The sequence below is a fragment of the Caulobacter sp. GW821-FHT10A06 genome, from assembly GCF_059415805.1.
In genome coordinates this window covers 545,287-569,238 of sequence record NZ_JBWKNY010000001.1, presented here as the reverse complement: position 1 = coordinate 569,238, position 23,952 = coordinate 545,287, and the positions used below count along the sequence as shown (strand labels likewise).

General features: G+C 67.7%; 18 protein-coding genes and 1 pseudogene. 5 read left to right on the top strand and 14 right to left on the bottom strand.

Annotation, left to right across the window (positions count from 1 at the left end):
• Position 1: 1 nt before the first annotated feature.
• On the top strand, positions 2 to 1,012 hold the full coding sequence (locus AC07NF_RS02440; protein WP_494631376.1) for a serine hydrolase domain-containing protein: 1,011 nt from the start codon (positions 2 to 4) through the stop codon (positions 1,010 to 1,012).
• Here AC07NF_RS02440 and AC07NF_RS02435 read toward each other — a convergent pair.
• From AC07NF_RS02435 to AC07NF_RS02405, 7 genes and pseudogenes are all read right to left on the bottom strand, one after another.
• Entirely contained in the window at positions 1,009 to 2,286 is a 1,278-nt protein-coding gene (locus tag AC07NF_RS02435) for an MFS transporter (RefSeq protein WP_494631378.1), read from the bottom strand. The genes AC07NF_RS02440 and AC07NF_RS02435 overlap by 4 nt on opposite strands.
• A gap of 39 nt (positions 2,287 to 2,325) precedes the next feature.
• Positions 2,326 to 3,498: an acetyl-CoA C-acyltransferase gene (locus AC07NF_RS02430; protein ID WP_494631380.1), complete on the bottom strand. Its 1,173-nt coding sequence runs from the start codon at positions 3,496 to 3,498 to the stop codon at positions 2,326 to 2,328.
• Positions 3,498 to 4,390, bottom strand: a pseudogene (locus AC07NF_RS02425) (SDR family NAD(P)-dependent oxidoreductase). The gene AC07NF_RS02430 and the pseudogene AC07NF_RS02425 overlap by 1 nt, the downstream one beginning before the upstream one ends.
• A 105-nt stretch (positions 4,391 to 4,495) precedes the next feature.
• Positions 4,496 to 5,194, bottom strand: coding sequence for a TetR/AcrR family transcriptional regulator (locus AC07NF_RS02420; RefSeq protein ID WP_492811154.1), 699 nt, complete (start codon positions 5,192 to 5,194; stop codon positions 4,496 to 4,498).
• 21 nt (positions 5,195 to 5,215) lie between these two features.
• Positions 5,216 to 6,772 carry an AMP-binding protein gene (locus AC07NF_RS02415; protein ID WP_492811774.1) on the bottom strand — a complete coding sequence of 519 codons (1,557 nt, stop codon included), beginning with the start codon at positions 6,770 to 6,772 and terminating at the stop codon, positions 5,216 to 5,218.
• Positions 6,769 to 8,409 (bottom strand): carboxylesterase/lipase family protein, encoded by a 1,641-nt coding sequence (locus tag AC07NF_RS02410; protein WP_494631384.1) that lies wholly within the window; start codon positions 8,407 to 8,409, stop codon positions 6,769 to 6,771. Before AC07NF_RS02410 ends, AC07NF_RS02415 begins: the two co-directional genes overlap by 4 nt.
• Positions 8,410 to 8,419: 10 nt before the next feature.
• Entirely contained in the window at positions 8,420 to 10,693 is a 2,274-nt protein-coding gene (locus AC07NF_RS02405) for a TonB-dependent receptor (protein ID WP_494631387.1), read from the bottom strand.
• 176 nt (positions 10,694 to 10,869) lie between these two features.
• On the opposite strand from AC07NF_RS02405, the gene AC07NF_RS02400 reads away from it, so the two are divergent.
• The gene (locus AC07NF_RS02400; RefSeq protein WP_494631390.1) at positions 10,870 to 12,180 is read left to right on the top strand and encodes a spinster family MFS transporter; all 1,311 of its coding nucleotides are present in this window, start codon (positions 10,870 to 10,872) and stop codon (positions 12,178 to 12,180) included.
• On the opposite strand, the gene AC07NF_RS02395 is transcribed toward AC07NF_RS02400, so the two are convergent.
• Positions 12,177 to 12,851, bottom strand: coding sequence for a TetR/AcrR family transcriptional regulator (locus tag AC07NF_RS02395; protein ID WP_494631392.1), 675 nt, complete (start codon positions 12,849 to 12,851; stop codon positions 12,177 to 12,179). The two genes, AC07NF_RS02400 and AC07NF_RS02395, sit on opposite strands and share 4 nt — an antisense overlap.
• A 204-nt stretch (positions 12,852 to 13,055) precedes the next feature.
• Between AC07NF_RS02395 and AC07NF_RS02390 the strand changes: the two genes are divergently transcribed.
• The 3 genes from AC07NF_RS02390 to AC07NF_RS02380 all read left to right on the top strand — a co-directional run bounded on the left by AC07NF_RS02390 (position 13,056) and on the right by AC07NF_RS02380 (position 18,368).
• A complete protein-coding gene (locus AC07NF_RS02390; protein WP_494631394.1) occupies positions 13,056 to 16,085 on the top strand; it encodes a TonB-dependent receptor domain-containing protein in 3,030 nt (1,009 codons plus the stop codon).
• A gap of 61 nt (positions 16,086 to 16,146) precedes the next feature.
• A complete protein-coding gene (locus AC07NF_RS02385) occupies positions 16,147 to 17,436 on the top strand; it encodes a glycoside hydrolase family 1 protein (RefSeq protein WP_494631396.1) in 1,290 nt (429 codons plus the stop codon).
• Positions 17,437 to 17,510: 74 nt separating this feature from the next.
• A complete protein-coding gene (locus tag AC07NF_RS02380; RefSeq protein WP_494631398.1) occupies positions 17,511 to 18,368 on the top strand; it encodes a 3-keto-disaccharide hydrolase in 858 nt (285 codons plus the stop codon).
• Here the strand turns inward: AC07NF_RS02380 and AC07NF_RS02375 are convergent.
• The 6 genes from AC07NF_RS02375 to cyoB are packed head-to-tail and all read right to left on the bottom strand — an operon-like array spanning position 18,361 to position 23,943.
• Positions 18,361 to 18,894 (bottom strand): response regulator transcription factor, encoded by a 534-nt coding sequence (locus AC07NF_RS02375; protein WP_494631400.1) that lies wholly within the window; start codon positions 18,892 to 18,894, stop codon positions 18,361 to 18,363. The two genes, AC07NF_RS02380 and AC07NF_RS02375, sit on opposite strands and share 8 nt — an antisense overlap.
• On the bottom strand, positions 18,884 to 20,233 hold the full coding sequence (locus AC07NF_RS02370) for an ATP-binding protein (RefSeq protein WP_494631404.1): 1,350 nt from the start codon (positions 20,231 to 20,233) through the stop codon (positions 18,884 to 18,886). The genes AC07NF_RS02375 and AC07NF_RS02370 overlap by 11 nt, the downstream gene beginning before the upstream one ends.
• Complete coding sequence (locus tag AC07NF_RS02365) at positions 20,230 to 20,934, bottom strand: SURF1 family protein (protein WP_494631407.1); 705 nt, start codon at positions 20,932 to 20,934, stop codon at positions 20,230 to 20,232. The genes AC07NF_RS02370 and AC07NF_RS02365 overlap by 4 nt, the downstream gene beginning before the upstream one ends.
• Positions 20,931 to 21,326 (bottom strand): cytochrome o ubiquinol oxidase subunit IV, encoded by a 396-nt coding sequence (cyoD, locus tag AC07NF_RS02360; RefSeq protein ID WP_492926581.1) that lies wholly within the window; start codon positions 21,324 to 21,326, stop codon positions 20,931 to 20,933. The genes AC07NF_RS02365 and cyoD overlap by 4 nt, the downstream gene beginning before the upstream one ends.
• A complete protein-coding gene (gene cyoC / locus AC07NF_RS02355; protein ID WP_494631410.1) occupies positions 21,323 to 21,943 on the bottom strand; it encodes a cytochrome o ubiquinol oxidase subunit III in 621 nt (206 codons plus the stop codon). The genes cyoD and cyoC overlap by 4 nt, the downstream gene beginning before the upstream one ends.
• A 2-nt stretch (positions 21,944 to 21,945) precedes the next feature.
• Entirely contained in the window at positions 21,946 to 23,943 is a 1,998-nt protein-coding gene (gene cyoB, locus AC07NF_RS02350) for a cytochrome o ubiquinol oxidase subunit I (protein ID WP_494631415.1), read from the bottom strand.
• Positions 23,944 to 23,952 lie beyond the last annotated feature (9 nt).

Genomic DNA, 23,952 nt, shown 5'->3' with positions numbered 1-23,952 from the left:
CATGACGTTCGCGATTTCCCGCCGCGCCGTGCTCGCCGGCGCGGGCGTCCTGGCCGCTTCCCCTGCCCTGGCGGCGCCCGACTTCCAGCCTGTGCTGGACTACGTGCAAGGTCAGAACACCACCGGCTTCCTGATCGTCCAGGATCGCAAGACCCTGGTCGAGAAGAACTGGCCCCTGCCCGCCGACGCCGACGCCTTCCGCCAGGCTTTCACCTACGGGACGGCGTCCGACGGCGCCTTGCTGGAGGACGTCGCCTCGCAGCAGAAGAGCTTCGTGGCCATGCTGGTCGCGGCAGCCATCGACAAGGGCCTGATCGACGTCGACAAACCGGTCTCGGACTATGTCGGCAAGGGCTGGTCCAAAGCCGCTCCGGAGCAGGAGCAGGCGATCCGGGTGATCCACCTGCTGACCATGTCCTCGGGCCTGAACGAGGGCTTTGCTTTCGTGGCCCCGCCCGGCGACCGGTTCTTCTACAACACCCCCGTCTATGCGGTGACCAAACGTGTGGTCGCGGCGACCGCCAAGGCCTCGCTGGAGACCATCACCCGCGACTGGCTGACGGCTCCGGCCGGCATGAGCAACACCGCCTGGCGCCAGCGGCCGGCCGCCCTGGGCAATGTCGGCAACGCCACGGGCCTGGTGACCACGCCGCGCGACACCGCCATCTTCGGCCAGATCGTGCTGGATGGCGGCAGGGCCAAGGACGGTCGCCGCATCGTCTCCGAGGCGGCCTTGAAGTCGCTGTTCCAGCGCTCGGCGACCAATCCCGCGTATGGCCGCCTGTGGTGGCTGAACGGCGGGTCCGAGACGATCAAGAGCGGCGGCGTCCGCGCGCCCGGCCAGTTGATCCCCGCCGCCCCGGCCGACCTGGTCGCCGCCCTCGGCTTCATGGACCGCCGCCTCTATGTCGTGCCCAGCCGCAAGCTGGTGGTCGTGCGCACGGGCCAGGCGGCGACGGACAAGGACTTCGACCAGCAGCTGTGGCTGCGGCTGGCCAAGGCCCTCGGCTAGCGCTTCGCCCGCCTGGCCAGCATCCACGTGCTGGCCAGCGAGACCAGGCACATCGCGGCCATGTAGACCGCGATCGATCCGCTGGAGCGGAAGCGCTCGAACAGCGCCGTGGCGATGATCGGCGCGAAGCCACCGCCGAACACCGAGCCGATCTGGTAGCCCAGCGAGGCGCCGGAGTAGCGAACCTCGACCGGGAACAGCTCGGCGAACAACGCCGCCTGGGGTCCGTACATCAGGCTGATCAGCACCAGCGCCACCGAGATCGCCACGGTAATGGCCAGCGGCGAGCCGGTGTCGATCAGCGGGAACATGGCGAAGGCCCACAGGCCACACAACACCGCGCCCAGCATGAAGATGCCGCGCCGCCCGTAGCGGTCCGAGGCCGCGCCGCAGGCGATCAGCACGGGCACCATCACCACGCTGCCGATCATCACCGCCGACAGCATGGTCTCCTTGGCGACCCCGACGGTGGTCGCGCCATAGGCCACCGCATAGGTGATGGCGACGTAGAAGCAGACGTTGTTAGCCACGAACGCGCCGCCGGCCAGCAGCACGTCGCCCAGGTGCTCCTTGAGGATCCGCACCAGCGGCGGCGCCTTGGGCTGGTCGGTCTCGACCTTGGGGGCTTGCGGCTCCTCCAGCGCGAACTGGACGTAAAGCCCGATCAGCACCAGGGCCACGCTCAGCAGGAACGGGACGCGCCAGCCCCAGTCCAGGAAATGATCGGCCGGCAGCAGCACGCCCGCCAGCAGGAAGACGACATTGGCCAAAACGACGCCCAGCGGCACGCCGATCTGCACGAAGCTGCCGTAGAAGCCTTGCTTGCCCGGCGGCGCGCTCTCGATCGCCAGCAAAGCCGCCCCGCCCCACTGTCCGCCGACGGCCAGCCCCTGGACGAAGCGCAACAGCACCAGCAGCAGCGGCGCCAGGACGCCGGCCGCCGCGTAGGTCGGCAACAGGCCCACGCAGGTGGTTGCCGCGCCCATGATGAGCAGCGCCACGGCCAGGGCCCGCTTGCGACCGAACAGGTCGCCGAAGTGGCCGAACAGCAGGCCGCCGATCGGCCGGGCCAGGAAGCCGACCGCGAAGGTGCTGAACGCCGCGATCTGGGCCACGAACGGCGGCAGGTCGGCGGGGAAGAACAGCTTGGGAAACACCAGCGCCGCAGCGGTCCCGTAGATGAAGAAGTCGTACCACTCGATCGCCGCGCCGGCCGAAGCCGTCACGGCGATCTTGATGATCGACGAGCCCGAAGGCAGCCGCGTGTGGGCCATGGTTCTCTCCCCCGCGCGCTCTGACGGCGCGCTATCCGATCAAAGGACTTCGAACAGCCCCGCCGCGCCCATGCCGCCGCCGACGCACATGGTGACGACCACGTGCTTGGCGCCGCGGCGCTTGCCCTCGATCAGCGCGTGGCCGACCAGACGCGAGCCCGACATGCCGTAAGGATGACCCATGGCGATCGCCCCGCCGTTGACGTTCAAGAGCTCGTCCGGGATGCCCAGATGGTCGCGGCAATAGAGGACCTGACAGGCGAAGGCCTCGTTCAGCTCCCACAGGCCGATGTCGTCGATCGACAGGTCGAAGCGCTCCAGCAACTTCGGGATGGCGAAGACCGGGCCGATGCCCATCTCGTCCGGCTTGGTCCCCGCGACGGCCATGCCGACATAGCGGCCCAGCGGCGCCAGGCCGCGCTTCTCGGCTAGACCTGCCTCCATGACAACACAGGCCGAGGCGCCGTCCGACAGCTGACTGGCGTTCCCCGCCGTGACCACGCCGCCTGGCCGAACGGCCTTCAGCGCGGCGAGGCCTTCCAGCGTCGTCTCGGGACGGACGCCTTCGTCGCGATCCAGGGTGATCTCACGCTGCGAGACCTCCTGCGTGGCCTTGTCGACCACCTTCATGGTCGCCGTCATCGGCGCGAGCTCGGCGTCGAAACGGCCGGTCTGCTGGGCCGCGGCGGCGCGGTACTGCGAGGCCGCCGAATAGACGTCGCAAGCCTCGCGCGTGATCCCGTAGCGGGCCGCGACCGTCTCGGCCGTGTCCAGCATCGGCATGTAGGCGTCAGCGTGCAGGGCCAGCAGGCCGGGATCCTGGTCGACGCGCAACTCCGGCGTCTGGACCAGCGAGATCGACTCCACGCCGCCGGCCACGATCACGTCCATGCGGTCGACGATGATCTGCTTGGCGGCCGTGGCGATGGTCATCAGGCCCGAGGAGCACTGGCGATCCATCGTCATGCCCGGCACGGTGACCGGCAGACCGGCCCGCAGCGCCGCCGTGCGGCCGATGGTCTGCTGATAGCCCTGCGGCAGCGAGCAGCCGAGGATGCAGTCCTCGACCTCGCCCGGATCAACGCCCGCGCGCTCGACCGCATGGGTCAGGGCGTGGGCGGCCAAGGTCGGCGACGGAGTGTCGTTGAAGGCCCCGCGATAGGCGCGACCGATCGGCGTGCGCGCCGTGGAGACGATGACGGCCTGACGCATCACGCGCGGCCTCCCGCGACCTTGCTCATCAGGCCCGCGCTGGCGACTTCGCGCTCGGCCTGAGTGAAGCCGTAGGCCGGCACGATCTCGTCCTTGCGATCAGCCACGCCGTCCCACAGGCGGATGACCTGCTCGCCCGCGTCGGCGGTGCCGCCAATGTAGCGGCCCTCGGTCAGGGTGATGTTGGCCGTCGCGAAGTGGCCGGCGCCGGCGCACAGGATGGCGCGCGTCGGGGCGTCGTCGGCGACCAGGGCCAGCAGGCCCGGGCTGACCAGGGCCGGGTTCAGGCGCTGCAGGCTCTCTTCCGACAGCACACCCTCGGTCATGCCGGTCGCGGCCGTCGGGGCCAGGCAGTTGACCCGGACATTGTACTTCTCGCCCTCGATGGCCAGGGTCTGCATCAGGCCCACCAGCGCCATCTTGGCCGCGCCGTAGTTGGCCTGGCCGAAATTGCCGTACAGGCCCGAGGACGAGGTCGTCAGGACAATGCGGCCATAACCCTGCTCACGCATGATGCCCCACACGGCCTTGGCGCAGACCGCCGCGCCCATCAGGTGCACGTCGACACCAGGCGGAAGTCATCCAGGCTCATCTTGGCGAAGGTCTTGTCGCGCAGGATGCCGGCGTTGCTGATCAGGATGTCGACCCGACCCCAGCGGGCCACGACCTGCTCGACCATCTGGGCCACGGCGGCCTCGTCGGTGACCGAAGCCGCCACGCCGATCGCCGCGCCGCCCAGGGCCGCGATCTCGGCGGCGACGCGATCAGCCACCTCCTGGGCCAGGTCGTTGACGACCACCTTGGCGCCCTGGCTGGCCAGATACAGCGCGTGGGCGCGGCCCAGGCCGCCGCCCGCGCCGGTGACGATGGCGACACGTCCTTCGAGCAACATCGAAAATCCCCTTCTCGTTTCGCGAAACAAGGTTCGCACAATTCTTCACTAACTCGACAGTGAATGTTTTGAATGCAGCTCCGCCTGAGCGGAGGCGCTTGGAAACTAGGCCGGCGCCCCCTTGCGGCCGCACACCGACAAAAAGCCGGCGGCCATGAACGCGGCCATCCGCTCCTTCACGGCATGGAAGTCGTCCGAGCGGCAGACCCCGCCCGACAGCTTGTCGATCCGCCCCGTGCGGGCCAGGGTCAGCATCAGCGCCCCGGTGACGAAGTGGTAGCCCCAGAAGATGTCGGCCTCGGCGCAGTCAGGCAGCGCCCGCTTGAGCAGGTCGATCAGGCGCAGCACGACAGGATCGAAGTGCTGGTCCATCAGGTCCGCGCCCCACTCGGGCGTGTTGGCCACCTGGGCGCCGAGGGCGGCGTAGTTCTTCCAGCCCTCCCCACCCTCGATATAGAGATCCAGGTCGGTGTCGAGGAAGGCGCGCAAGGCGCCCTCCACCGTCGGCTTGCCCGCGCAGGCCGTCTCGTAGTCCTCCAACGCCCGCATCCGCCGCTCGCTGGTGATCACCGCCCGCCGCGCGAAGACCGCATCGAACAGGGTCTTCTTGTCGTCGAAGTAGTAGTTCATCAGCGTGTGGTGCACGCCGACCATCTTGGCGACATCCTTCAGCGTGACGCCGTGCAGCCCGTGCTTGGAAAACAGGTATTCGGCCGCGTCGAGGATCTGCTCCATCTTCTCGGCGCGCTGTTCGGCCTTGGTGTTGCGGCGGCGCGGCTGGGCTTCGGACACTTGGACTTCCATTCGTTGCGGACCGGCGGGGCGTCAGCCCGCGCCGTACTCCGACCTCAGCCGAATTTTGTCGATCTTGCCGGTCGACGCCAGAGGCATGCGATCCAGGCGGAAGACCGCGTCCGGGATCCACCAGCTGGCCACGCGGCCACGCAGTGACGCCAGCAGGACCTCGTCGCTGACCTCGCCCTGCGTTTCGACCAGCAGGATCGGCCGCTCGCCCCACTTGGGATGGGTGCGGCCGATCACGGCGGCGAGGGACACTTCGGGCAGCGCGCAGACCACCGCCTCGATCTCGGCCGGATTGATCCACTCGCCGCCGGACTTGATCAGGTCCTTGGCGCGACCGGTGATGATCAGATTGCCCTCGGCGTCGATGCGCGCCAAGTCGCCCGTGGCGAACCAGCCGTTGGCGTCGGTGGCCGAGGTCTCGAAGCCGAAATAACGCTCGATCACCGAGGTCCCGCGCACCCGCAGATGGCCCTCGACGTCGCGCTGCTGCGGCAAGGCCACGCCGTCGGCGTCGGTCAGCAGCAGGTCGACGCCCACCGCCGGACGGCCCGAGACCGCCGCCTCTGCCGGGGCGCTGAGCGGCGCCAGCGTGCCGCAAGGCGACAGCTCGGTCATGCCCCAGCTGGTCTGGACGCGCACGCCCAGGCGCTGCTCGATGCGCTCCATCAGGGCCGGCGGCATCGGCGCGCCGCCGACGATGATCCGCTTCAGCGACGGCAGGGTCTCGCCGGTAGCCTCCAGGTGCTCGATCAGGCCGAGCCACACCGTGGGCACGCCCACGCAGACCGTGACATTCTCGGCGGCGATCAGGCGGGCCAGGCTGGCGCCGTCGGCGTTGCGGCCGGGCAAGACCAGCTTGGCTCCGACGGCCGGCGTGGCGAACGGCAGGCCCCAGGCGTTGGCGTGGAACATCGGCACCACGGCCAGCACCGCGTCCGCGCCCGAGATCGCCATGCCGTCGACCTGCAGGACCCGCAGGGTGTGCAGGTAGCTGGAGCGGTGGGTGTAGGTCACGCCCTTGGGCGCGCCGGTGGTGCCGGAGGTGAAGCAGAGGCCGCAGGGCGCGGTCTCATCGAACTGGCCCCAGACGGCGCGGCGCGTCTCGGCGTCGACCAGCGGCGCCAGGGTCTGGCCCTCGGCCGCTTCGCCGTCGATGACCAGCAGCTTCGTCACGCCGGGCGCGGCGTCCATGATCTTGCGCGCCAGCGGCGCCAGGTCGGCCGAGGCGATCAGGATGTCGGCCTCCGACTGCACCACCATCGAGGCCAGTTGCTCGGCGGTCAGGCGCGGGTTCAGCGTGTGGCAGACCGCGCCCATGCCCATGATCGCGAACCAGACCTCGACATGGTCCTGGCTGTTCCAGGCCAGGGTCGCGACCCGATGGCCGGTCTTCACGCCCAGGCCTTCCAGCACGGACGAGACCCGCAGGGCGCGGTCGCGCAGGTCCGCATAGGTGATCCGATCGATCCGCCCGTCCTCGCGGCCGGTCACCACCTCCCCGTTCGATCGCCACTTGGCGGCATGGTCCAGGAACTTTTCGAGCGTCAGGGCGAACGCCTGCATCTCGCCGTCAATCATCGACACTGGGTAACTCCGGGAGGCATTGGGGGTGAGACCACGCCGACGTTCCAGATCCAGGGCGTGTCGCCCTGGGCGCGGCGTCGGCACATGACGGTCTCGTTGAGTTCGTACATGCCCGGGCGCAGGTGCGCGCCAGGCTGGGGACCTTCGGCGAAGGTCATGTAGGCGCGCGCGGTCCCGTAGGGCTTCCAGGCGGGCTCGCCCTTCGCTGCGGGGACGCCATCACGAGCGAACGACGTCCAGTAGCCGATCATGGCCGCCGACAGCTTGGCTTCGGCCGGCGTGTCGGGGTTCTTCGGCCAGGCCGGCGGCGTCTTGTCGGGCGTGCCGAAGACATAGGGCAGCTCGCTGGCGTGAAAGCCGTGCAGACCCGCCGCCTCGGCCGCCGGATAGCCGTGGTCGAAGTAGTAGAGATAGCCCTGCGACCCAGCCGCCGTTTGTTTGGCGACCAGCCGCTCGGAGGTCCAGCCGTAGAGAGCGTCGCGCGGGGCGAGCAGCACGCTTTCGGGAACATCCGTAGACGGATAAAGCTTCAGGAAATCGTCCGCGAGGTCGCCGTAGCGGGCGCGGATTTCCTTCTCATAGGCCGCCGCATCGGCCGGCGGCGGCGGGGCCAGGAAGCGCAGCGAGCGGATCTCGCCGCTGTTGAAGCCGGCCAGGATCGGCACGTGGGCCTGCTCGCCGGCGTCGAACGTGTCGACCAGTTGCTTGGGCAGGATCTTGCCATCGACCGCGCCGAAGGTTTGGAAGCCGGCCAGCAGGGCCGAGGTCGTGATGGTCTCGGCGTCCATGGCCCGCAGCTCGGCCAGGCTCTTGGCGCCCAGCTTGGCGGCGGTGGCCGCGCCCATGGTCTCGGCCGGGATGTGGCCGAACTTCGGATCGCGCAGCTGCGGGGTCGAGACCATGTAGGCGCTCTGGGCGATAGCCTTGTGGAACAGTCCGCGCGCCGGCGGCGAGGCCATCAGGTACATGACGCTGAGCGCCCCGGCCGACTCCCCGGCGATGGTGACGTTGCCGGGGTCGCCTCCGAAGGCGGCGATGTTGGCTTTCACCCACTTCAGGGCCGCGATCTGGTCGAGCAGGCCGTAGTTGCCCGAGACATGATCGGGCGACTCCGCGCTGAGTTCCGGGTGGGCCATGTAGCCCAGGACGCCCAGGCGGTAGTTGATCGAGACGACCACGACGCCCTGCTTGGCCAGGGCCGCGCCGTCGTACATGCCCTCGGCGCTGGACCCGGCGATTAGCGAGCCGCCGTGGATCCAGACCAGCACCGGGGCCTTCTTGGCCTTGCCCCGTGTGTTTTGAGGCGTCCAGACGTTCAGCGACAGGCAGTCCTCGCTGAACGCCTTCAGCGGCGAGGCGTAGATGCTGCCCGGACGCGGCTTGGGCTGCAGACAGGCAGGGCCGAAGTCGAGCGCGTCGCGCACACCCGTCCAGGCCGGCGCAGCGACCGGAGGTTTCCAGCGCAATGCGCCCACGGGCGGGGCGGCGTACGGGATGCCCTTGAACACCTGGAGACCGCCTGCCTCGACGCCACGAACGGCGCCGGCCGGAGCCTTGATGACGGGCTCGGCATAGGCGGCCGGCGCGAGCGCCAGAACCGCAAGGGCCGAGACGAGAAGACGCTTGCTCATCACCGCCCCCCTAGAACGCATAGCCCAGCCGCACCCCGGCCGTGCGCGGCCGCATGGTGGCGAACCGGCTGGCGAGGAAGGCTTCGGGGTGGACATAGGTGATCGAGTGGTCGTCGAAGAGGTTCTCGACATAGGCCCCGATCGTGGTCTGGCCCATGGCCACGGCGAAGGTGGCGTTGACGTTCTGGTACGAGTCCGTGAAGCCGTAGGTCGGGCTGGTCACGGTCGGCTGGCCTGGCACGTGCGGGAACGAGCCCGGATACGAGCCGACATGCTGCAGCGAGACCGACAGGTTGGCCTTGGCCGTCGGCGTCAGGTCCCAGCCGTAGTTGACGAACAGCGAGCCCTGCACCTTGGGCGAGGCCAGCCGCGCGCCGGCGACCGCGCCCGAGATCGCCGCCTCGGCCGGGGTCAGGTCGGTGACCTTGGCCTCGTTCAGCGAACCGTTCAGGCCGATGGTCAGGCCCTTGGCCGGGAAGGCCAGCAGCTCCAGCTCGATACCCTTGCTGCGCGCCGCGCCGATATTGGTGGCGAACTGGACACTGTCGGAGACGCGGTTGGCCTGGACCTGGATGTTGCTCCAGTCGATCAGGTAGACGGCGACATTGGCCGAGACCAGACCATTCAGGAACCGCCCCTTGGCGCCCAGCTCGTAGTTGGTCAGGTCGTCGGACGAGGCGCCATTCGGGATGATCAGGTCATTCGGATTGACCAGGCTGGGCCGGCCGGCGAAGCCGTTGACCACCGGGGTGCGGAAGCCCGTCGAGACCGTGGCGTAGGTCGTCAGCGCCGACGAGGGCTTGTACGACAGGCTGACCTTGAACGACGGCTTGCTGCCCGTCGCCTTGACGCCTGTCGCCGCCGTGAAGGGGGTCAGGGCCAGAGGCCCTCGGATGCCCAGCAGGGCGTAGGTGAGATAGGCGCTGGTATAGCCGCCGGCCTCGGTGAAGCCTTGGCTGTCGACCTTGCCGTAGCGGATGCCGCCGGTGGCCCAGACCTTGTCGCTGAAGCGGTAGGTCAACTGACCGAAGGCCGCCTTCTCGTGCGACAGGAAGTGGGTGTACTGGCGCTGATAGTACTCGTCCGGCAGGCCGGTGATGCCATGCGAGATCAGGAAGGCCGGGTTGGAGCGGTAGAAGTAGTCCACGTCCAGCCGGCGATCCATGTAGAAGCCGCCAACCACCCAGTCGACCTTGCCGCCCGGATCCGACGCCAGCCGCGCCTCCTCGACGAAGGTCTTCTGGAAACCGCCCGCGTCCAGCGCGAAGGCCACGCCGCCGCCGAAGGTGCCGGCCAGGTCGACGAAGAACTTCTGGTCGAACTTGGAATAGGTCGACGAGCTGGTCAGTCGCGCGCCGTCGAACTGGTAGTCGATGGTGACATTGTGCGTGCGCAACTTGCCGACGAACAGGTCGGGCCGGTCCGAGATCCGCTTCTCGCGGCCCAGGGACGGGCTGATCATCGACGAGTCCTTGGGGTTGCTGTCCTCGTACGAGAACAGCGCCTTCACCGTCAGGCGGTCGTTGGGCTTCCACATCAGGTTCGCGCGACCGCCCCAGTTCACCAGGGTGTTGGAGTTGTGGACGCCCGTGCCGACGTTATCGAGATAGCCTTCCTCGTGCCGGTAGAAGCCGACCACGCGCAGGGCCAGCTTGTCCTCGATGATCGGCAGGTTGAGCATGCCGTTGTAGCGCTGGCGGACTGAGTCCGAGCCGGTCAGGCCGACATCGACCAGGGCCGCGCCCTCGCGGCTGGAGAGGTTCGGCGCCTTGTTCAGGATACGCAGCGCGCCCGACAGCGAACCCGAGCCGAACAGGGTGCCTTGCGGACCACGCAGGAACTCCACCCGCTCGACGTCGAACAGGTTGGGATCCAGCACCGTGGTGTTGCCGATGGTCGAGATCGGCAGCTCGTCGATATAGACGGCGACCGTGCTCTGCAGGTTGGCGCCATAGCCGTTGGTGGCGATGCCGCGCGCGGTGAAATTGTTGAAGTTGGCGGTGGCGCGGTTCAGCACCACGCCCGGCGTCTGGCGGGCCAGGCCCTCGTAGCCGACGATGCCCTTGGCGGTCAGCTCCTTCTGGTCGAAGGCGGTGACGCTGAGCGGCACGTCCTGCAGCTTCTCGGGGCGGCGGGTGGCGGTGACGACGACTTCTCCCACCAGTTCGGCGTCCTTGCGGTCGCCCCTCCCCTGATCCGCGCCGGCCTCTTGAGCCAGCACCGGTGTTGTCGAAAACGCGACGAGCGCGACGGCGCACGCCGACGCAAGCAGCCCAGACTTCATGGCGTTCACTCCCCAGTGAGCGTCGATCGTTTGCGTCGACGTTGTGGGGTCACGGTGGCGGCGATCCGCGCCGCTGTCAACACTCACTCACACGCGTGTGAATATTGACGAACGATCGAGATTGAGGTCATCCTCACATCAAGCAAAGCTCGAGAACGGGCAGCTGGGAGGAAACCTTGAACGACCTCGAGCGCGATGGCGCCGCGGCTCTATCCGCGCGCCCAGACCAAACTCACCCAACTCCCGATCGCCGCGCCTGGCTGGTGCTGGGCATGCTGTGGTTCGTCTACGTCCTGAACTTCCTGGACCGGCAGCTGATGTCGATCCTGGCCAAGCCGATCCAGGACACGCTGCATGTCTCCGACAGCCAGCTGGGGCTGATCGGCGGGCTCTATTTCGCGATGTTCTACTGCTTCATCGCCATTCCGGTGGGCTGGCTGGCCGACCGCACCAACCGCGTGGCGGTGCTGTCCCTGGCCTGCGGGATCTGGAGCGCGGCGACCGTGGCCTGCGGCCTGTCGCGCAGCTATGGCGAGTTCGCCTTCGCGCGGATGACCGTCGGCTTCGGCGAGGCCGGCGGCGTGCCGCCATCCTACGCGATCATCACCGACTACTTCCCACCGGGCCGACGCGGCACGGCGCTGGGCATCTATAACCTGGGTCCGCCCGTGGGCGCGGCGCTGGGCATCGCCTTCGGCGCGGCGATCGCGGCGGCCTTCAACTGGCGCTACGCCTTCATCATCCTGGGCGTCGTCGGCCTGATCGCCGCGGCCATCCTGCCCATGATGGTCAAGGAGCCCAAGCGCGGCGGCCTGGACGGCGCGGGCCTCAAGCTCGAGAAGGCCGGCTTCTGGTCGACGCTGCGGATGTTCTTCTCGCGCCCGACCCTGGTGCTGGCCTCGCTGGGCAGCGGCGCGACCCAGTTCGTGACCTACGGCCTGGGCAACTTCACCACCCTGTTCCTGATGCGCGAGAAGGGCATGACCCTCAGCGAAGTCGCCGTCTGGTACGCCCTGGTCGTCGGCATCGGCATGAGCGCCGGCATTTATATCTCGGGCCGGGTCATCGACCGCTACGCCCGCAAGTCCAAGACGGTCTACGCCCTGGCCCCGGTGATCTCGCTGACCCTGGCGATCCCGTTCTATCTGGGCTTCGTCTGGGCCCCGACCTGGCCGCTGGCCCTGGCCTTCCTGATTGGCCCGACCTTCCTGAACTACTTCTACCTGTCGTCGGCGGTGGCGCTGGTCCAGGAAGAGGTGCGGCCTGAGCAGCGGGTGATGTCCGGCGCCCTGCTGCTGCTGGTCATGAACTTCATCGGCCTGGGCCTTGGCCCGACCTATGTCGGCGCGGCCAGCGACTTCTTCAAAGCCAGTCATCCGCACAACTCACTGCAGATGGCGCTGTACACGCTGACGCCATTCTACGTGCTGGCGATCGGCCTCTTCCTGTGGCTGGCCCGGATCTTCCGTAAGGCCGAGAGAGCCTAGACCTTCAGGGCGATGAACCCGGCGGCCATGAAGCGGGCGATCCGCTTCTTGATCGCCGGGAAGTCGTCCGAATGGCACAGGCCGCTGGACAGGCGGTCGATCCGGCCCGTCCGCGCCAGGGTGTTCATCAGGGCGCCCGACACGAAGTGGTAGCCCCAGAAGATCTCCTCGTCGGCATAGTCCGGCAGGGCGCGCTTGAGGATGCCGACCAGCTTCAGGACCACCGGGTCGAAGTGCTCGTCCATCAGCGCCGCGCCCTCGGGCGTGTTGCTGACCCGCGCGCAGAAGGCCGCATAGTTCATCCAGTGCTCGCCGCCCTCCCAGTAGAGGTCGAGGTCGGTGTCGAGGAAGGCGTGCAACGCGCCCTCGACGGTCGGCTTGTCGCCCGCCGCCAGCTCGTACTGCTCCAGGGCGATCATCCGTCGACCGGACGTGACCCCCGCGCGCCGCGCGAACACGGCCTCGAACAGGTTGGTCTTGTCCTTGAAATAGTAGTTCAGCAGCGTGGTGTGGATACCGACCCGCACGGCGACGTCGCGCAGGGTCACGCCATAGAGGCCGTTCTGCGAGAACAGGTACTCGGCCGCGTCCAGGATCTGCTCCAGGCTCTGGGCGCGCTGCTCGGCCTTGGTCCGCCGCGCCCTGCCCTGCTCCGCCGTCGCTCCCGCCAAGCCGTCCTCCTGGGTCCTTCGATACGTCGCGTAGTCGGGGTGCGGCGCGCTCGTGTCAATCGTTCCCATAGCGGCAACCACCCCATCCCGGGCCTACGACCATCTGGTCGAACAATGATCATTGACGCCGTAAAGGCGATGCTACAACACTCACTCTTGTGAGAATGAGCGTTAAGAGACTCATTCAACGGGAGGGTTCGCCACATGAAAATCGGGCTATCCGGCGCGTCGGGCGTCGCGCTGCTCATCGGGATCGCGGGCTTCGGCGCGCCTGCCTGGTCTCAGGATCAATCGACCCAAGTCGAAGAGATCGTCGTCACCGGCTCCAACATCCGGGGCTCGGCGCTGGACGCCGCCCTCCCCGTCGAGGTGTATTCGCAAGCGGAGCTGGAGAAGCAGGGCTCACCGACGGCGCTGGAGTTCGCCAAGAGCCTGACGATCTCGGGCCCGACGACCGGCGAGAGCTACTATTTCGGCGGCCCGGCCCTGGTCGGCTCGGTGAACTACAATCTGCGCGGCCTGGGGGCCGACAAGACGCTGGTCCTGCTGAACGGCCGGCGGATGAACCAGAACACCGCCAACGTCCCGTCGATCGCCCTGGCCCGCACCGAGGTGCTGAAGGATGGCGCGGCGGTGATCTATGGCGCCGACGCCACCGGCGGCGTGGTCAACTTCATCACCCGCGACAAGTTCGTCGGCCTGGAGGCGCAAGGCCAGTACAAGCACATCAAGGGCTCGAAGGGCGACTATTCGGTCGGCGTGATGGGCGGCATCGGCGCGGACCGCGTCAACCTGCTGGTCTCGGCCGAGTACGAACATCGCTCGCGCCTGAACACCCTGGAGCGCAAGTTCACCGAGGCCTCGCTGAACCCGGTGACCGGCTATAACCCCGCGCCCTGGTCGACCCTGACCAACCTGACCGGCTGGCAGCCGCGCGGTCCCCTGCCCGCCACGCCCACCGCCACCGACGTCGGCGAGTGGGGCGCGAACCTGGGCGGCATCGTCTCGGACTTCACGCCGGCCAGCTGCGCGGCCGTCGGCGGTCGTTACGACAACGCCTTCACCTGCGCCTACAACTACATCCCCTACTACCGCCTGGTAGAGAACCAGGACACCTACCGCCTGTACGCCCAGCTGAAGGCCGACATCACCGACACGATGAAGTTCCACATGGACGCGTCGTACGGCCGGGTGAACCTGCCCCAGGTGATGGGCTCGCCGGCCCAGCCGGTGTCGCGTGGCCCGGCCCTGACCACGGGCGCGGTCAATCAGTTCTACGTGCCGATCACCAACCCGTTCGCGGCCGAGTTCGCGGCCAAGAACGGCATCGTCGGCGCCTCGGGCTTCACCCCGATCACCTACCGCCTCTTCGGTCACGGCGGGAACCCGTACTACTCGGGCGGCGACGGCTTCGGCGTGGCCGACCGCATCGACAACAAGGTCTGGCGCGTCTCGGCCGGGCTGACGGGCGACCTGGGCGATCTCGCCCCGTTCGCCAAGAAGGTCGGCTACGACTTCGCCCTGACCTATAACGACGCCTACAACTACAACACCCACGCCGACACGATCGGCTATCGCCTACAGGAAGCCCTGAACGGCTTCGGCGGTCCCAAGTGCCAAGCCGTGGACCTGGATCCCAGCCGCTTTGGCACCCAGAACGCGGCCGCCGCCGGCAAGAACGGCTGCCAGTACTGGAACCCCTTCTCGTCTTCGTTCAAGGGCCAGCCGGTCCGAGGCCTGGCCAATCCCAACTATGTCGCGGGCAAGGAGAACCCCGAGGACCTGGCCCTGTGGATGTTCGACCCGCGCGCGGTCGAGACCCTCAGCCACAACTTCACCGCCGACCTGGTGTTCAACGGCCAGTCGGGCATCAAGCTGCCCGGCGGCGAGATCGGCTGGGCCCTGGGCGCGCAATACCGCTCGCTGGCCAACCGCGTGAACGTGCCCAGCGCGTTCAACAACGGCTCGATCCAGTGCGAGTGGCCCAGCAACACCACCAGCGCCAACGGTCCGGGCTCGGGCAATCTCAACCCCACCCCGACGCCGACCACCAGCCCGAACTTCCGGGGCTGCACACCCGACGCGCCGGGGCCGTTCGTGCTGTTCGCCCCGACCCTGCCCAGCCAGGCCGAGCAGAGCCAGTACTCGCTGTTTGGCGAGCTGCAGGTGCCGCTGTTCTCGAACGTCGACATCCAGCTGGCGGCCCGCAGGGAGAAGTTCTCCAACGACCTGGGCGCGACGGTCTACAAGGTGTCGGGCAAGTGGAACGTCTGGGGTCCGCTGACCTTCCGCGCCTCGTACGGCACCAACTACCAGACCCCGCCGCTGGGCGTGACGCCGGGCGCCATCACGGTGGCCGCGCGCACCTACACCGTGGCGGCCAGCAACTGGCTGGCGGCGCAGTTCATCACCGACGCCGACCTCAAGCCCGAGACCGCCAAGACCGGCAATATCGGCGCGATCTGGCAGAGCCGGGGCCTAGCCGACGGCCACGACTTCCGCCTGATCGTCGACTATTTCGACATCCGTACGAAGGACCAGATCGGCCAGGTCGCCGACCCGAACCAGATCGCCAGCCTGGTGTTCAACGGCGCCGGCGGCACGATCACCACCTGCGACGCGACCAAGCAGCCGCTGCTGGCCCGCATCAGCTTCAACAACGGCTGCACGGTGGGCATGAGCGGTGTCGGCACCTTCTCGGCCGTCTCGACCCGTTACGGCAACGGCCCCGGCCAGACGACCAAGGGCTTCGACATCCAGGCCAAGTACGGCCTGCCGCTGGGCCCGGGCGACCTGGACATCAACGTCAACGCCACCCGCGTGACCGAGCTGCGCACCGGCCCGACCACCTTGGACGGCGTGACCATCTCGACCGGCGATGATCGCCTGGGGACACTGAACTTCGCCACCTTCGCCCAAGCGGCTCCGAAGTGGCGCGCCAACCTAGGCGTCAACTACGGGCTGGGTCGCCAGAACTTCCGCCTGGGCGTCAACTTCGTCTCGGCGGTCAAGGATGAGCGGGCGGGCGTGCAGTACGGCGAGGATGGTGAGAAGTGGATCACCACCGACTTCACCTACCGGATCCAGTTGGGCGACGACATGGCCCTGACCGCAACCGTGGCCAATATCTTCGACCGCGATCCGCCGCCGGCCCAGGAGGAGTTCGGCTACGATCCATGGACCGGCAATCCGCTGGGCCGGACCTTCGAGATCGGCGTCAAGAAAGCGTTCTAAGGTCTACCTCGCGCCTGGCGGGCGGCCTCGTGTCGCCCGCCATTTTTCTTTGAGAACCAATATGATCCGACGCGACCTTCTCATCGCCGGAGCCGCCGCGGCCCTGGCGTCGCCGGCTGTCGCCAAACCCAAGCGCGCCCTGCCCAAGGACTTCCTGTGGGGCACGGCGATCTCGGCCCACCAGAGCGAAGGCGGCAATACCAACAGCGACGCCTGGCTGATGGAGAACCTCAAGCCCTCCATGTTCAAGGAGCGCTCGGGCGACGCCGTCGACAGCTATCACCGCTACGGCGAGGACTTCGCCCTGGCCGCCGGCCTGGGCTTCAACACCTACCGCCTGGGCGTGGAGTGGGCGCGGATCGAGCCCAGCGAAGGCTTCTTCTCCAATGCCGAGCTGGACCATTACGCTCGCGTGCTGGAGGCCTGTCGCGCGCGGGGCCTTAAGCCCATCGTCACCCTGAACCACTTCACCACGCCGCTGTGGTTCGCCCAGCGCGGCGGCTTCGAGGTCGCCGACGCGCCGGCCCTGTTCGCCCGCTTCTGCCGCAAGGTGGTCGAGCGCCTGGGGCCGCTGATGCACATGGCGACCACGTTCAACGAGGCCAATATCCGGCTGCTCGTCGACCTGATGCCGGGGATCCAGGCCGTGGTCCCGGTGGTCAAGGCGGCCATCGCCGCCGCCGCCAAGGCCACGGACTCGCCGCGCTTCTCGCGCCTGGCCTATGCCGATCCGGCGATCGTCACGCCGATCATGATCGAAGCCCACCGCCAGACCTACGACGCCATCAAGCAAGCGCGCCCGTCCCTGCCCGTCGGCATCACCCTGACGACGCAGGACATCCAGTCGGACGACCCGGCCCTGGTCGAACTCTATCAGCGCAAACTCTATGGCGACTGGGTCGAGGTCGCGCGCAGCCATGCCGACTTCTTCGGGGTCCAGACCTACACCCGGTTCGTGGTCGACGCGCACGGCGTGAAAACCCCGCCGCCCGGCGCGGAGCTTACGCTGTCGGGCTACGAGTTCTATCCACAGGCCCTGGCCAACACGATCCGCTGGGCGCACCGGGCGATCGGCAAGCCCGTCTATGTCACCGAGAGCGGCGTGGCCGTGACGGACGATACGCGCCGGATCGCCTTCATCGACCAGGCCCTGGCCGGCGTGCGGCAGTGCATCGACGACGGCATCCCGGTGCACAGCTATCTCTACTGGTCGCTACTGGACAATTTCGAGTGGACCTCCGGCTACGGCGTGCCGTTCGGCCTGGTCGCAGTCGACCGCCAGACCTTCAAGCGCACGCCGCGTCCCAGCGCCCTGCACCTGGGCCGGATCGCCAGGGCCAACGCAATCTAGGTCTACGACCACGCGAGCCTTGCCGTGACAGCGCTGCCAGCTAGGGTGCGCTCGAAACTCGAGTGCGAGGACGCATGCTCAAGACCCTGGCCTTCACCCTGGCGCTGGCCACCGCCGCGCCCGCCCTCGCCGCGCCGCTGACTCTGACCGATATCCCGAAGGCCACCGGTCCGACGGTGTCGCTGTTCAACGGCAAGGACCTGAAGGACTGGGACGCCTGGCTGGGCTATGCCGACCCCGCCCTCACCTACAAGCACCCGCCCGTGGCCCCGATCGGCGCCACAGCCCAGAGCGCCGAGATCTTCAAGGTGGTGCAGGAGGACGGTCGCCCCGCCCTCTACGTCAACGGCAAGATCTGGGGCAGCCTGGTCCACAAGGGCGACTTCAAGGACTACCACCTGCGCCTGCAGTACAAGTGGGGCAAGGGCCGCTGGGCGCCGCGCGAGACCCAGGCGCCCAACAACGGCCTGCTCTACCATTCGCACGGCGCGCCCGGCGTGGTCTGGGGCACCTGGAGCCAGGCGGTCGAGTTCGAGATCATGACCGGCTCGATCGGCATGGTCGTGCCCGTGGGCGAGGCGATCTCGGTCGTCACCAACGCCGTCGACGATCCGGCCCTGATCAAGCCGAACCTGCGCTATGCCCCCACCGGCCGCGCCGTCACCGCCAAGGGCGGCACGGCTGACTGGAATGTCGAGGCCTATAGCGACGCCGAGAAGCCCGCCGGCGAGTGGAACACCCTGGACCTCTACGTGCTGGGCGACCGGGCCGTGCATGTGGTCAACGGCGTGCCGGTGCTGGAGGTCCGCGACCTGAAGGCCGGCGGCCAGCCCCTGACTCACGGCGCGATCCAGCTGCAATCGGAAGGCGCCGAGACCTTCTTCCGCGACATCGTGCTGGAGCCGATCACCGCCCTGCCCAAGGTCAGGTAATCCGGCGCTTCTCCAGCTTCCGCGCCAGGGTCCGGCGGTGCATGCCCAGCCGCCGGGCGGTCTCGGAGATGTTGAAGTCGGTCTCGACCAGGGTCTGGTGGATCCGCTCCCACTCCAGGTTCTTGATCGACGTCGCCCGCTCGCCGATGGCGGCGTCGACATCGCCTTCGCCCTTGTGGAACGCCGCCTCGATGTCGTCGGTGTTGGAGGGCTTGGCCAGATAGTGGCGGGCGCCCAGCTTGATGGCCTCGACGGCCGTGGCGATGCTGGCGAAGCCCGTCAGCACCACGATCAGCATGGCCGGATCCCGCTCGGCCAGGGCTCGGACGCAGGCCAGACCAGACTCGCCGGCCAGCTTCAGGTCGACCACGGCATAGCGCGGCGTGAAGGTCTCCAGCGCCGCCATCGCCTCGTCCAGGCCGCGGGCGTGGACGACCTCGTAGTCCCGCCGTTCGAACGAGCGCTTCAGCGTCGCGGCGAACTTCTCGTCGTCCTCGATGATGATCAGCTTGCGGTCAGTCGGCACGGCTGATCTCCAGGGACGACAGCGGCAGGTCCAAAACGACGCGCGCCCCGCCCTCGGGCAGGTTCTCGGCGCCAGCGCGGCCGCCCAGCTTGCGCAGGACGTTGACCACCAGGAAGAGACCCAAGCCCCCGCCGGCCCGGCCCTTGGTCGAGTTGTAGGGCTTGCCGAAGTTCTCCAGCGTCTCGGCGGTGAAGCCAGGGCCGTCGTCCTCGACCTCGATCAGCAGCCGGTCTTCGCGCACGCCCGCCCACAGCCGCACCGCGCCGGTGGAGGCGTCCAAGGCGTTGTCGAGGACGTTGTGGATCACCTGCTTCAAGGTCGATTCCGCGACGATCGGGGTCGGGGCGATCAGGTCGGTCTCGTAGACCAGGGCCTCGCCGTTGCGGGTGGCGCGCCAATCGGCCACGACCTCGTCCATGAAGGCTCGCAGGGTGCTGGCCCGCACCTCGCCGCCGCGCGCCTCGCCGGCCGATTGCAGGACGCCGGTGACGATGGTCTTGCAGCGTTGGACCTCGCCGCGCATGTCCTCCAGCTCCTGGGCCAGGTCGGGCTGGCTGGCGAAGATCGGCATGCGCCGCCAGTCGCCCAGGATCACGTCCAGCGTCGCCAGCGGCGTGCCCAGCTCGTGCGCGGCGCCGGAGGCCAAGAGGCCCATGCGGACGATGTGGGTCTCCTCGGCGGCCCGCTGGCGCAGCTCGGCCAGGCGGGCGTCGTGGCGGCGCAGGTTGGCGTTGATGCGATCGACGAAGGTCACCAGCAGCACCGCGTCCAGCACGATGCCGACCAGCATGCCCATCAGGAACAGATCGAAAAAGGTCTGGTCGCTGAGGCCCGTGGCCACGATCGGCCGGTTGAAGGCCACCAGCATGACGAAGCAGAAGCTGGTCAGGGCCACGATCGCCCAGGTCGCCCAGGCCTCCAGCAGCACAGCGCCCAGGATCACGTGCAGCAGGTAGAGGGTCGTGAACGGATTGGTCGCTCCGCCGCTCAGATAGAGCTGGACGGTCAGGGCCAGGGCGTCCAGCGCCAGGGCCAGGAAGAGATCGTAGCGGCCCAACGCCGTCGTCCGCTTCAGACGCGCGAGGCTGAACAGGTTCAGCGCCACCAACGCCGCCAGCACCAGCATCATGGCGGCCAGCGGCAGGCGGAAGCCCAGGCTGAAATGCACCGCCAGGATGGTGACCACCTGGCCCAGCACCGCGATCCAGCGCAGGTGGATCAGCTGCAGCATGTTCTGACGAGCAATGGCGTCGGCCGGACCGCTGGCGTTGTCCGCCGCCCGCGCGCCCGAAAGCCAGCCCGCCACGCCGGAGAACAGGATGCTGGCGGTCGGGCTCATACGTCTCCTTCGGGGTTCCGCCGCGCGTCGCTCGCGACATACAGGCCAGCGCCGCTCGTCAGCAGGGCCAGGCCGAACCAGGTCAGGGCGTAAATAAGATGGCTGTTGGGGAAACGCACGACCGTAAGACCCCCTAGGGGCCAGCCGCCGGGATTGGGCGTGGCGTCGGCGTCCACGAAGTACGGCGCGACGTTGGTGAGCTTGTGCGCGGCGGCGATGGCCTGGACGTCGCGGGAGTACCACCGCCCCTGCCCCGGCTGGTTCGCTCGCAGGAAGCCGCCATGAGGCTCGGTCGCCCGCATCAAGCCGACCACCACGACGGGGCCAGCGGGATGTGAAGCGGCGCCCTTGTGCTCGGCCGGCACGAAGCCGCGATTGACCAGCAAGGTGAAGCCGCGATCGGTCTTCAGGGGCGTGAGGACCCAGAAGCCGGGTCCCTTCTCGGTGACGGCCTGGACCAGGGTCTCATAGCCATGATCGAAGACGCCGGAGACGCGGACACGGCGATAGACGTCATCGCTCGACCAGCCCGCTGGCGCGGCAACGGGCTCTGCGTGAATCCGGTGCTCGACCTTGGCGATCAGGTCCAGCTTCCAGGCCCTGCGCTGAACCTGCCAGGCGCCGAGCAGCCCGAAAACCACGGTGAAGGCGGCGCACAGCCCGATCAGGGCGATCGATCGTGCGCGCCTTCCCGTCGTCACGGCATCTGCTTCATGTCGTGCGCGTCGAGCGGCATCATGTGGGTGTTGAGGTTGTGCATCACCCACAGCGAGCCGCTCAGCGTGATCACCACCAGGATCAGGGTGAACATCAGGGCCAGCAGGGTCCATCCGCCTTCCGAACGCGAGTTCATGTGCAGGAAGTAGATCATGTGGACCAGCACCTGGATCACCGCCAGCCCCATCACCGCCACGGCGGTCATCTGCGGGGTCGGCAGGACGTGGCCCATGACCAGCCAGAACGGGATCGCCGTCAGGATTACCGCCAGCACGAAGCCGATGACGTAGTCCTTCAGCGAGCCGTGGCCGGCGTCGTGTCCGTGCCCTTCGTGGGCGCCGGGGGCGTGGTGCGTGTCGTGGCCAGCGGCGGTCATTTCAGCGATCCCAGTAGGTAGACGAACGAGAAGACGCCGATCCAGATCACGTCCAGGAAGTGCCAGAACATCGACAGGCACATCAGGCGGCGCTTCATGGCCTCGTCGAGGCCGCGCTGGCCGACCTGGACCATCAGGGTGACCAGCCAGATGATGCCGAACGTCACGTGCAGGCCGTGGGTGCCCACGAGCGTGAAGAACGACGACAGGAAGGCGCTGCGCTGCGGCCCTGCGCCCTCGTGGATAAGGTGGGCGAACTCGTAGAGCTCCAGCGACAGGAAGCCCGCGCCGAACAGGCCGGTGATCGCCAGCCAGACCAGGGTCGGCGTCTTGCGGTCGGCCTGGGCCGACAGCATCGCAAAGCCGTAGGTGATCGACGAGAACAGCAAGAGGCCCGTGTTCACCGCCACCAGCGGCAGGTCGAACAGGTCCGCGCCCGACGGCCCGGCCGCGTAGTTGCGGCCCAGCACGGCGTAGGTGGCGAACAGCACCGCGAAGATCAGGCAGTCGCTCATCAGGTAGATCCAGAACCCCAGTAGGGTTCCGTTCTCCGGATGGTGCTCCTCGGTCATGTGGAAGCGGTTCTTGTCCGCTTCCGTCAGGGCATGAGAGGCCATGGTCAGGTCAAGCTCCGCAGGGCTTCGGTGCGCGCATCCTCGACGCGGACGACCTCCTCGGCCGGGATGTAGTAGTCGCGCTTGAAGTTGAAGGTGTGGGCGATCGCCGTGACGATCAGGGCCACGAACGACAGCGCCGCCAGCCACCAGATGTGCCAGATGAGCGCAAAGCCCAGCACCGTGCTGATCCCGGCCAGGATCACGCCCGCGCCAGTGTTGGCCGGCATGTGGATCGGGATGTAGCCGGTCGTCGGGCGCTCATAGCCACGCGCCTTCATGTCCCACCAGGCGTCCAGCTGGTGGACCACCGGCGTGAAGGCGAAGTTGTAGGCGGGCGGCGGCGACGAGGTCGACCACTCCAGCGTCCGGCCGCCCCAAGGGTCGCCGGTCTCGTCGCGCAGGGCCTCGCGGTTGCGGATGCTGACGACGATCTGGATGATGAAGGCCAGGATGCCGCCCAGGATGATCACCGCGCCCAGGGCGGCGATCACGAACCAGATCTGCAGGCTCGGATCCTCGAAGTGGCTGACGCGGCGCGTCACCCCCATCAGGCCCAGCACGTACAGCGGCGTGAAGGCGACCCAGAAGCCGACCAGCCAGCACCAGAACGAGACCTTGCCCCAGAACGGATCCAGCTTGAAGCCGAAGGCCTTGGGGAACCAGTAGGTGATGCCGGCGAACATGCCGAACACCACGCCGCCGATGATCACGTTGTGGAAGTGGGCGATCAGGAACAGGCTGTTGTGCAGGACGAAGTCGGCGGGCGGAACGGCCAGCAGCACGCCGGTCATGCCGCCGATCACGAAGGTGACCATGAAGCCCAGCGTCCACAGCATCGGCACCTCGAACCGGATGCGGCCGCGGTACATCGTGAACAGCCAGTTGAAGATCTTGGCCCCGGTCGGGATCGAGATGATCATCGTCGTGATCCCGAAGAACGAGTTCACGCTCGCCCCCGAGCCCATCGTGAAGAAGTGGTGCAGCCACACCAGGTACGACAGGATGGTGATGACGACGGTCGCGTAGACCATCGAGCTGTAACCGAACAGGCGCTTGCCGCAGAAGGTCGAGACCACTTCGGAGAACACGCCGAAGGCCGGCAGGATCAGGATGTAGACCTCGGGGTGCCCCCAGATCCAGATCAGGTTCACGTACATCATCGGGTTGCCCCCGAAGTCGTTCGTGAAGAAGTTCGTATACAGGTAGCGGTCGGCGGTCAGCAGGGCCAGGGTGGCGGTCAGGATCGGGAAGGTCGCCACGATCAGGACGTTGGTGCACAGCGAGGTCCAGGTGAAGACCGGCATCTTCATCAGGCTCATGCCCGGCGCGCGCATCTTGATGATGGTCACGACCAGGTTGATACCTGAGAGGGTTGTCCCTACCCCGGCTATCTGCAGCGCCCATATGTAGTAGTCGACCCCGACATCCGGACTGTAGGCCAGGTTCGACAGCGGCGGATAGGCCAACCAGCCGGTGCGGGCGAACTCGCCGACGAACAGCGACAGCATCACCGTCACCGCGCCGCCCACCGTCATCCAGAAGCTGAAATTGTTCAGGAACGGAAAGGCCACGTCGCGCGCGCCGATCTGCAGCGGCACGGCCAGGTTCATCAGGCCGGTGACCAGCGGCATGGCCACGAAGAAGATCATGATCACGCCGTGGGCGGTGAAGATCTGGTCGTAGTGGTGCGACGGCAGGTAGCCTTCGTTGGCCCCGAAGGCCATGGCCTGCTGGGCCCGCATCATCAGGGCGTCGGCGAAACCACGCAGCAGCATGATGATCGCCAGGATGATGTACATGATGCCGATCTTCTTGTGATCGACGCTGGTCAGCCACTCACGCCACAGGTAGCCCCACAGCTTGTAGCGGGTCAGCAGGCCCAGGACGGCGAGACCGCCCAGAGCCACCATGGCGAAGGTCACGAGCAGGATCGGCTCGTGCAGCGGAATGGCGTCCCAGGTGAGACGGCCGAAGATGAATTTGACGAGGTCCGGGGACATGGCTCTCTA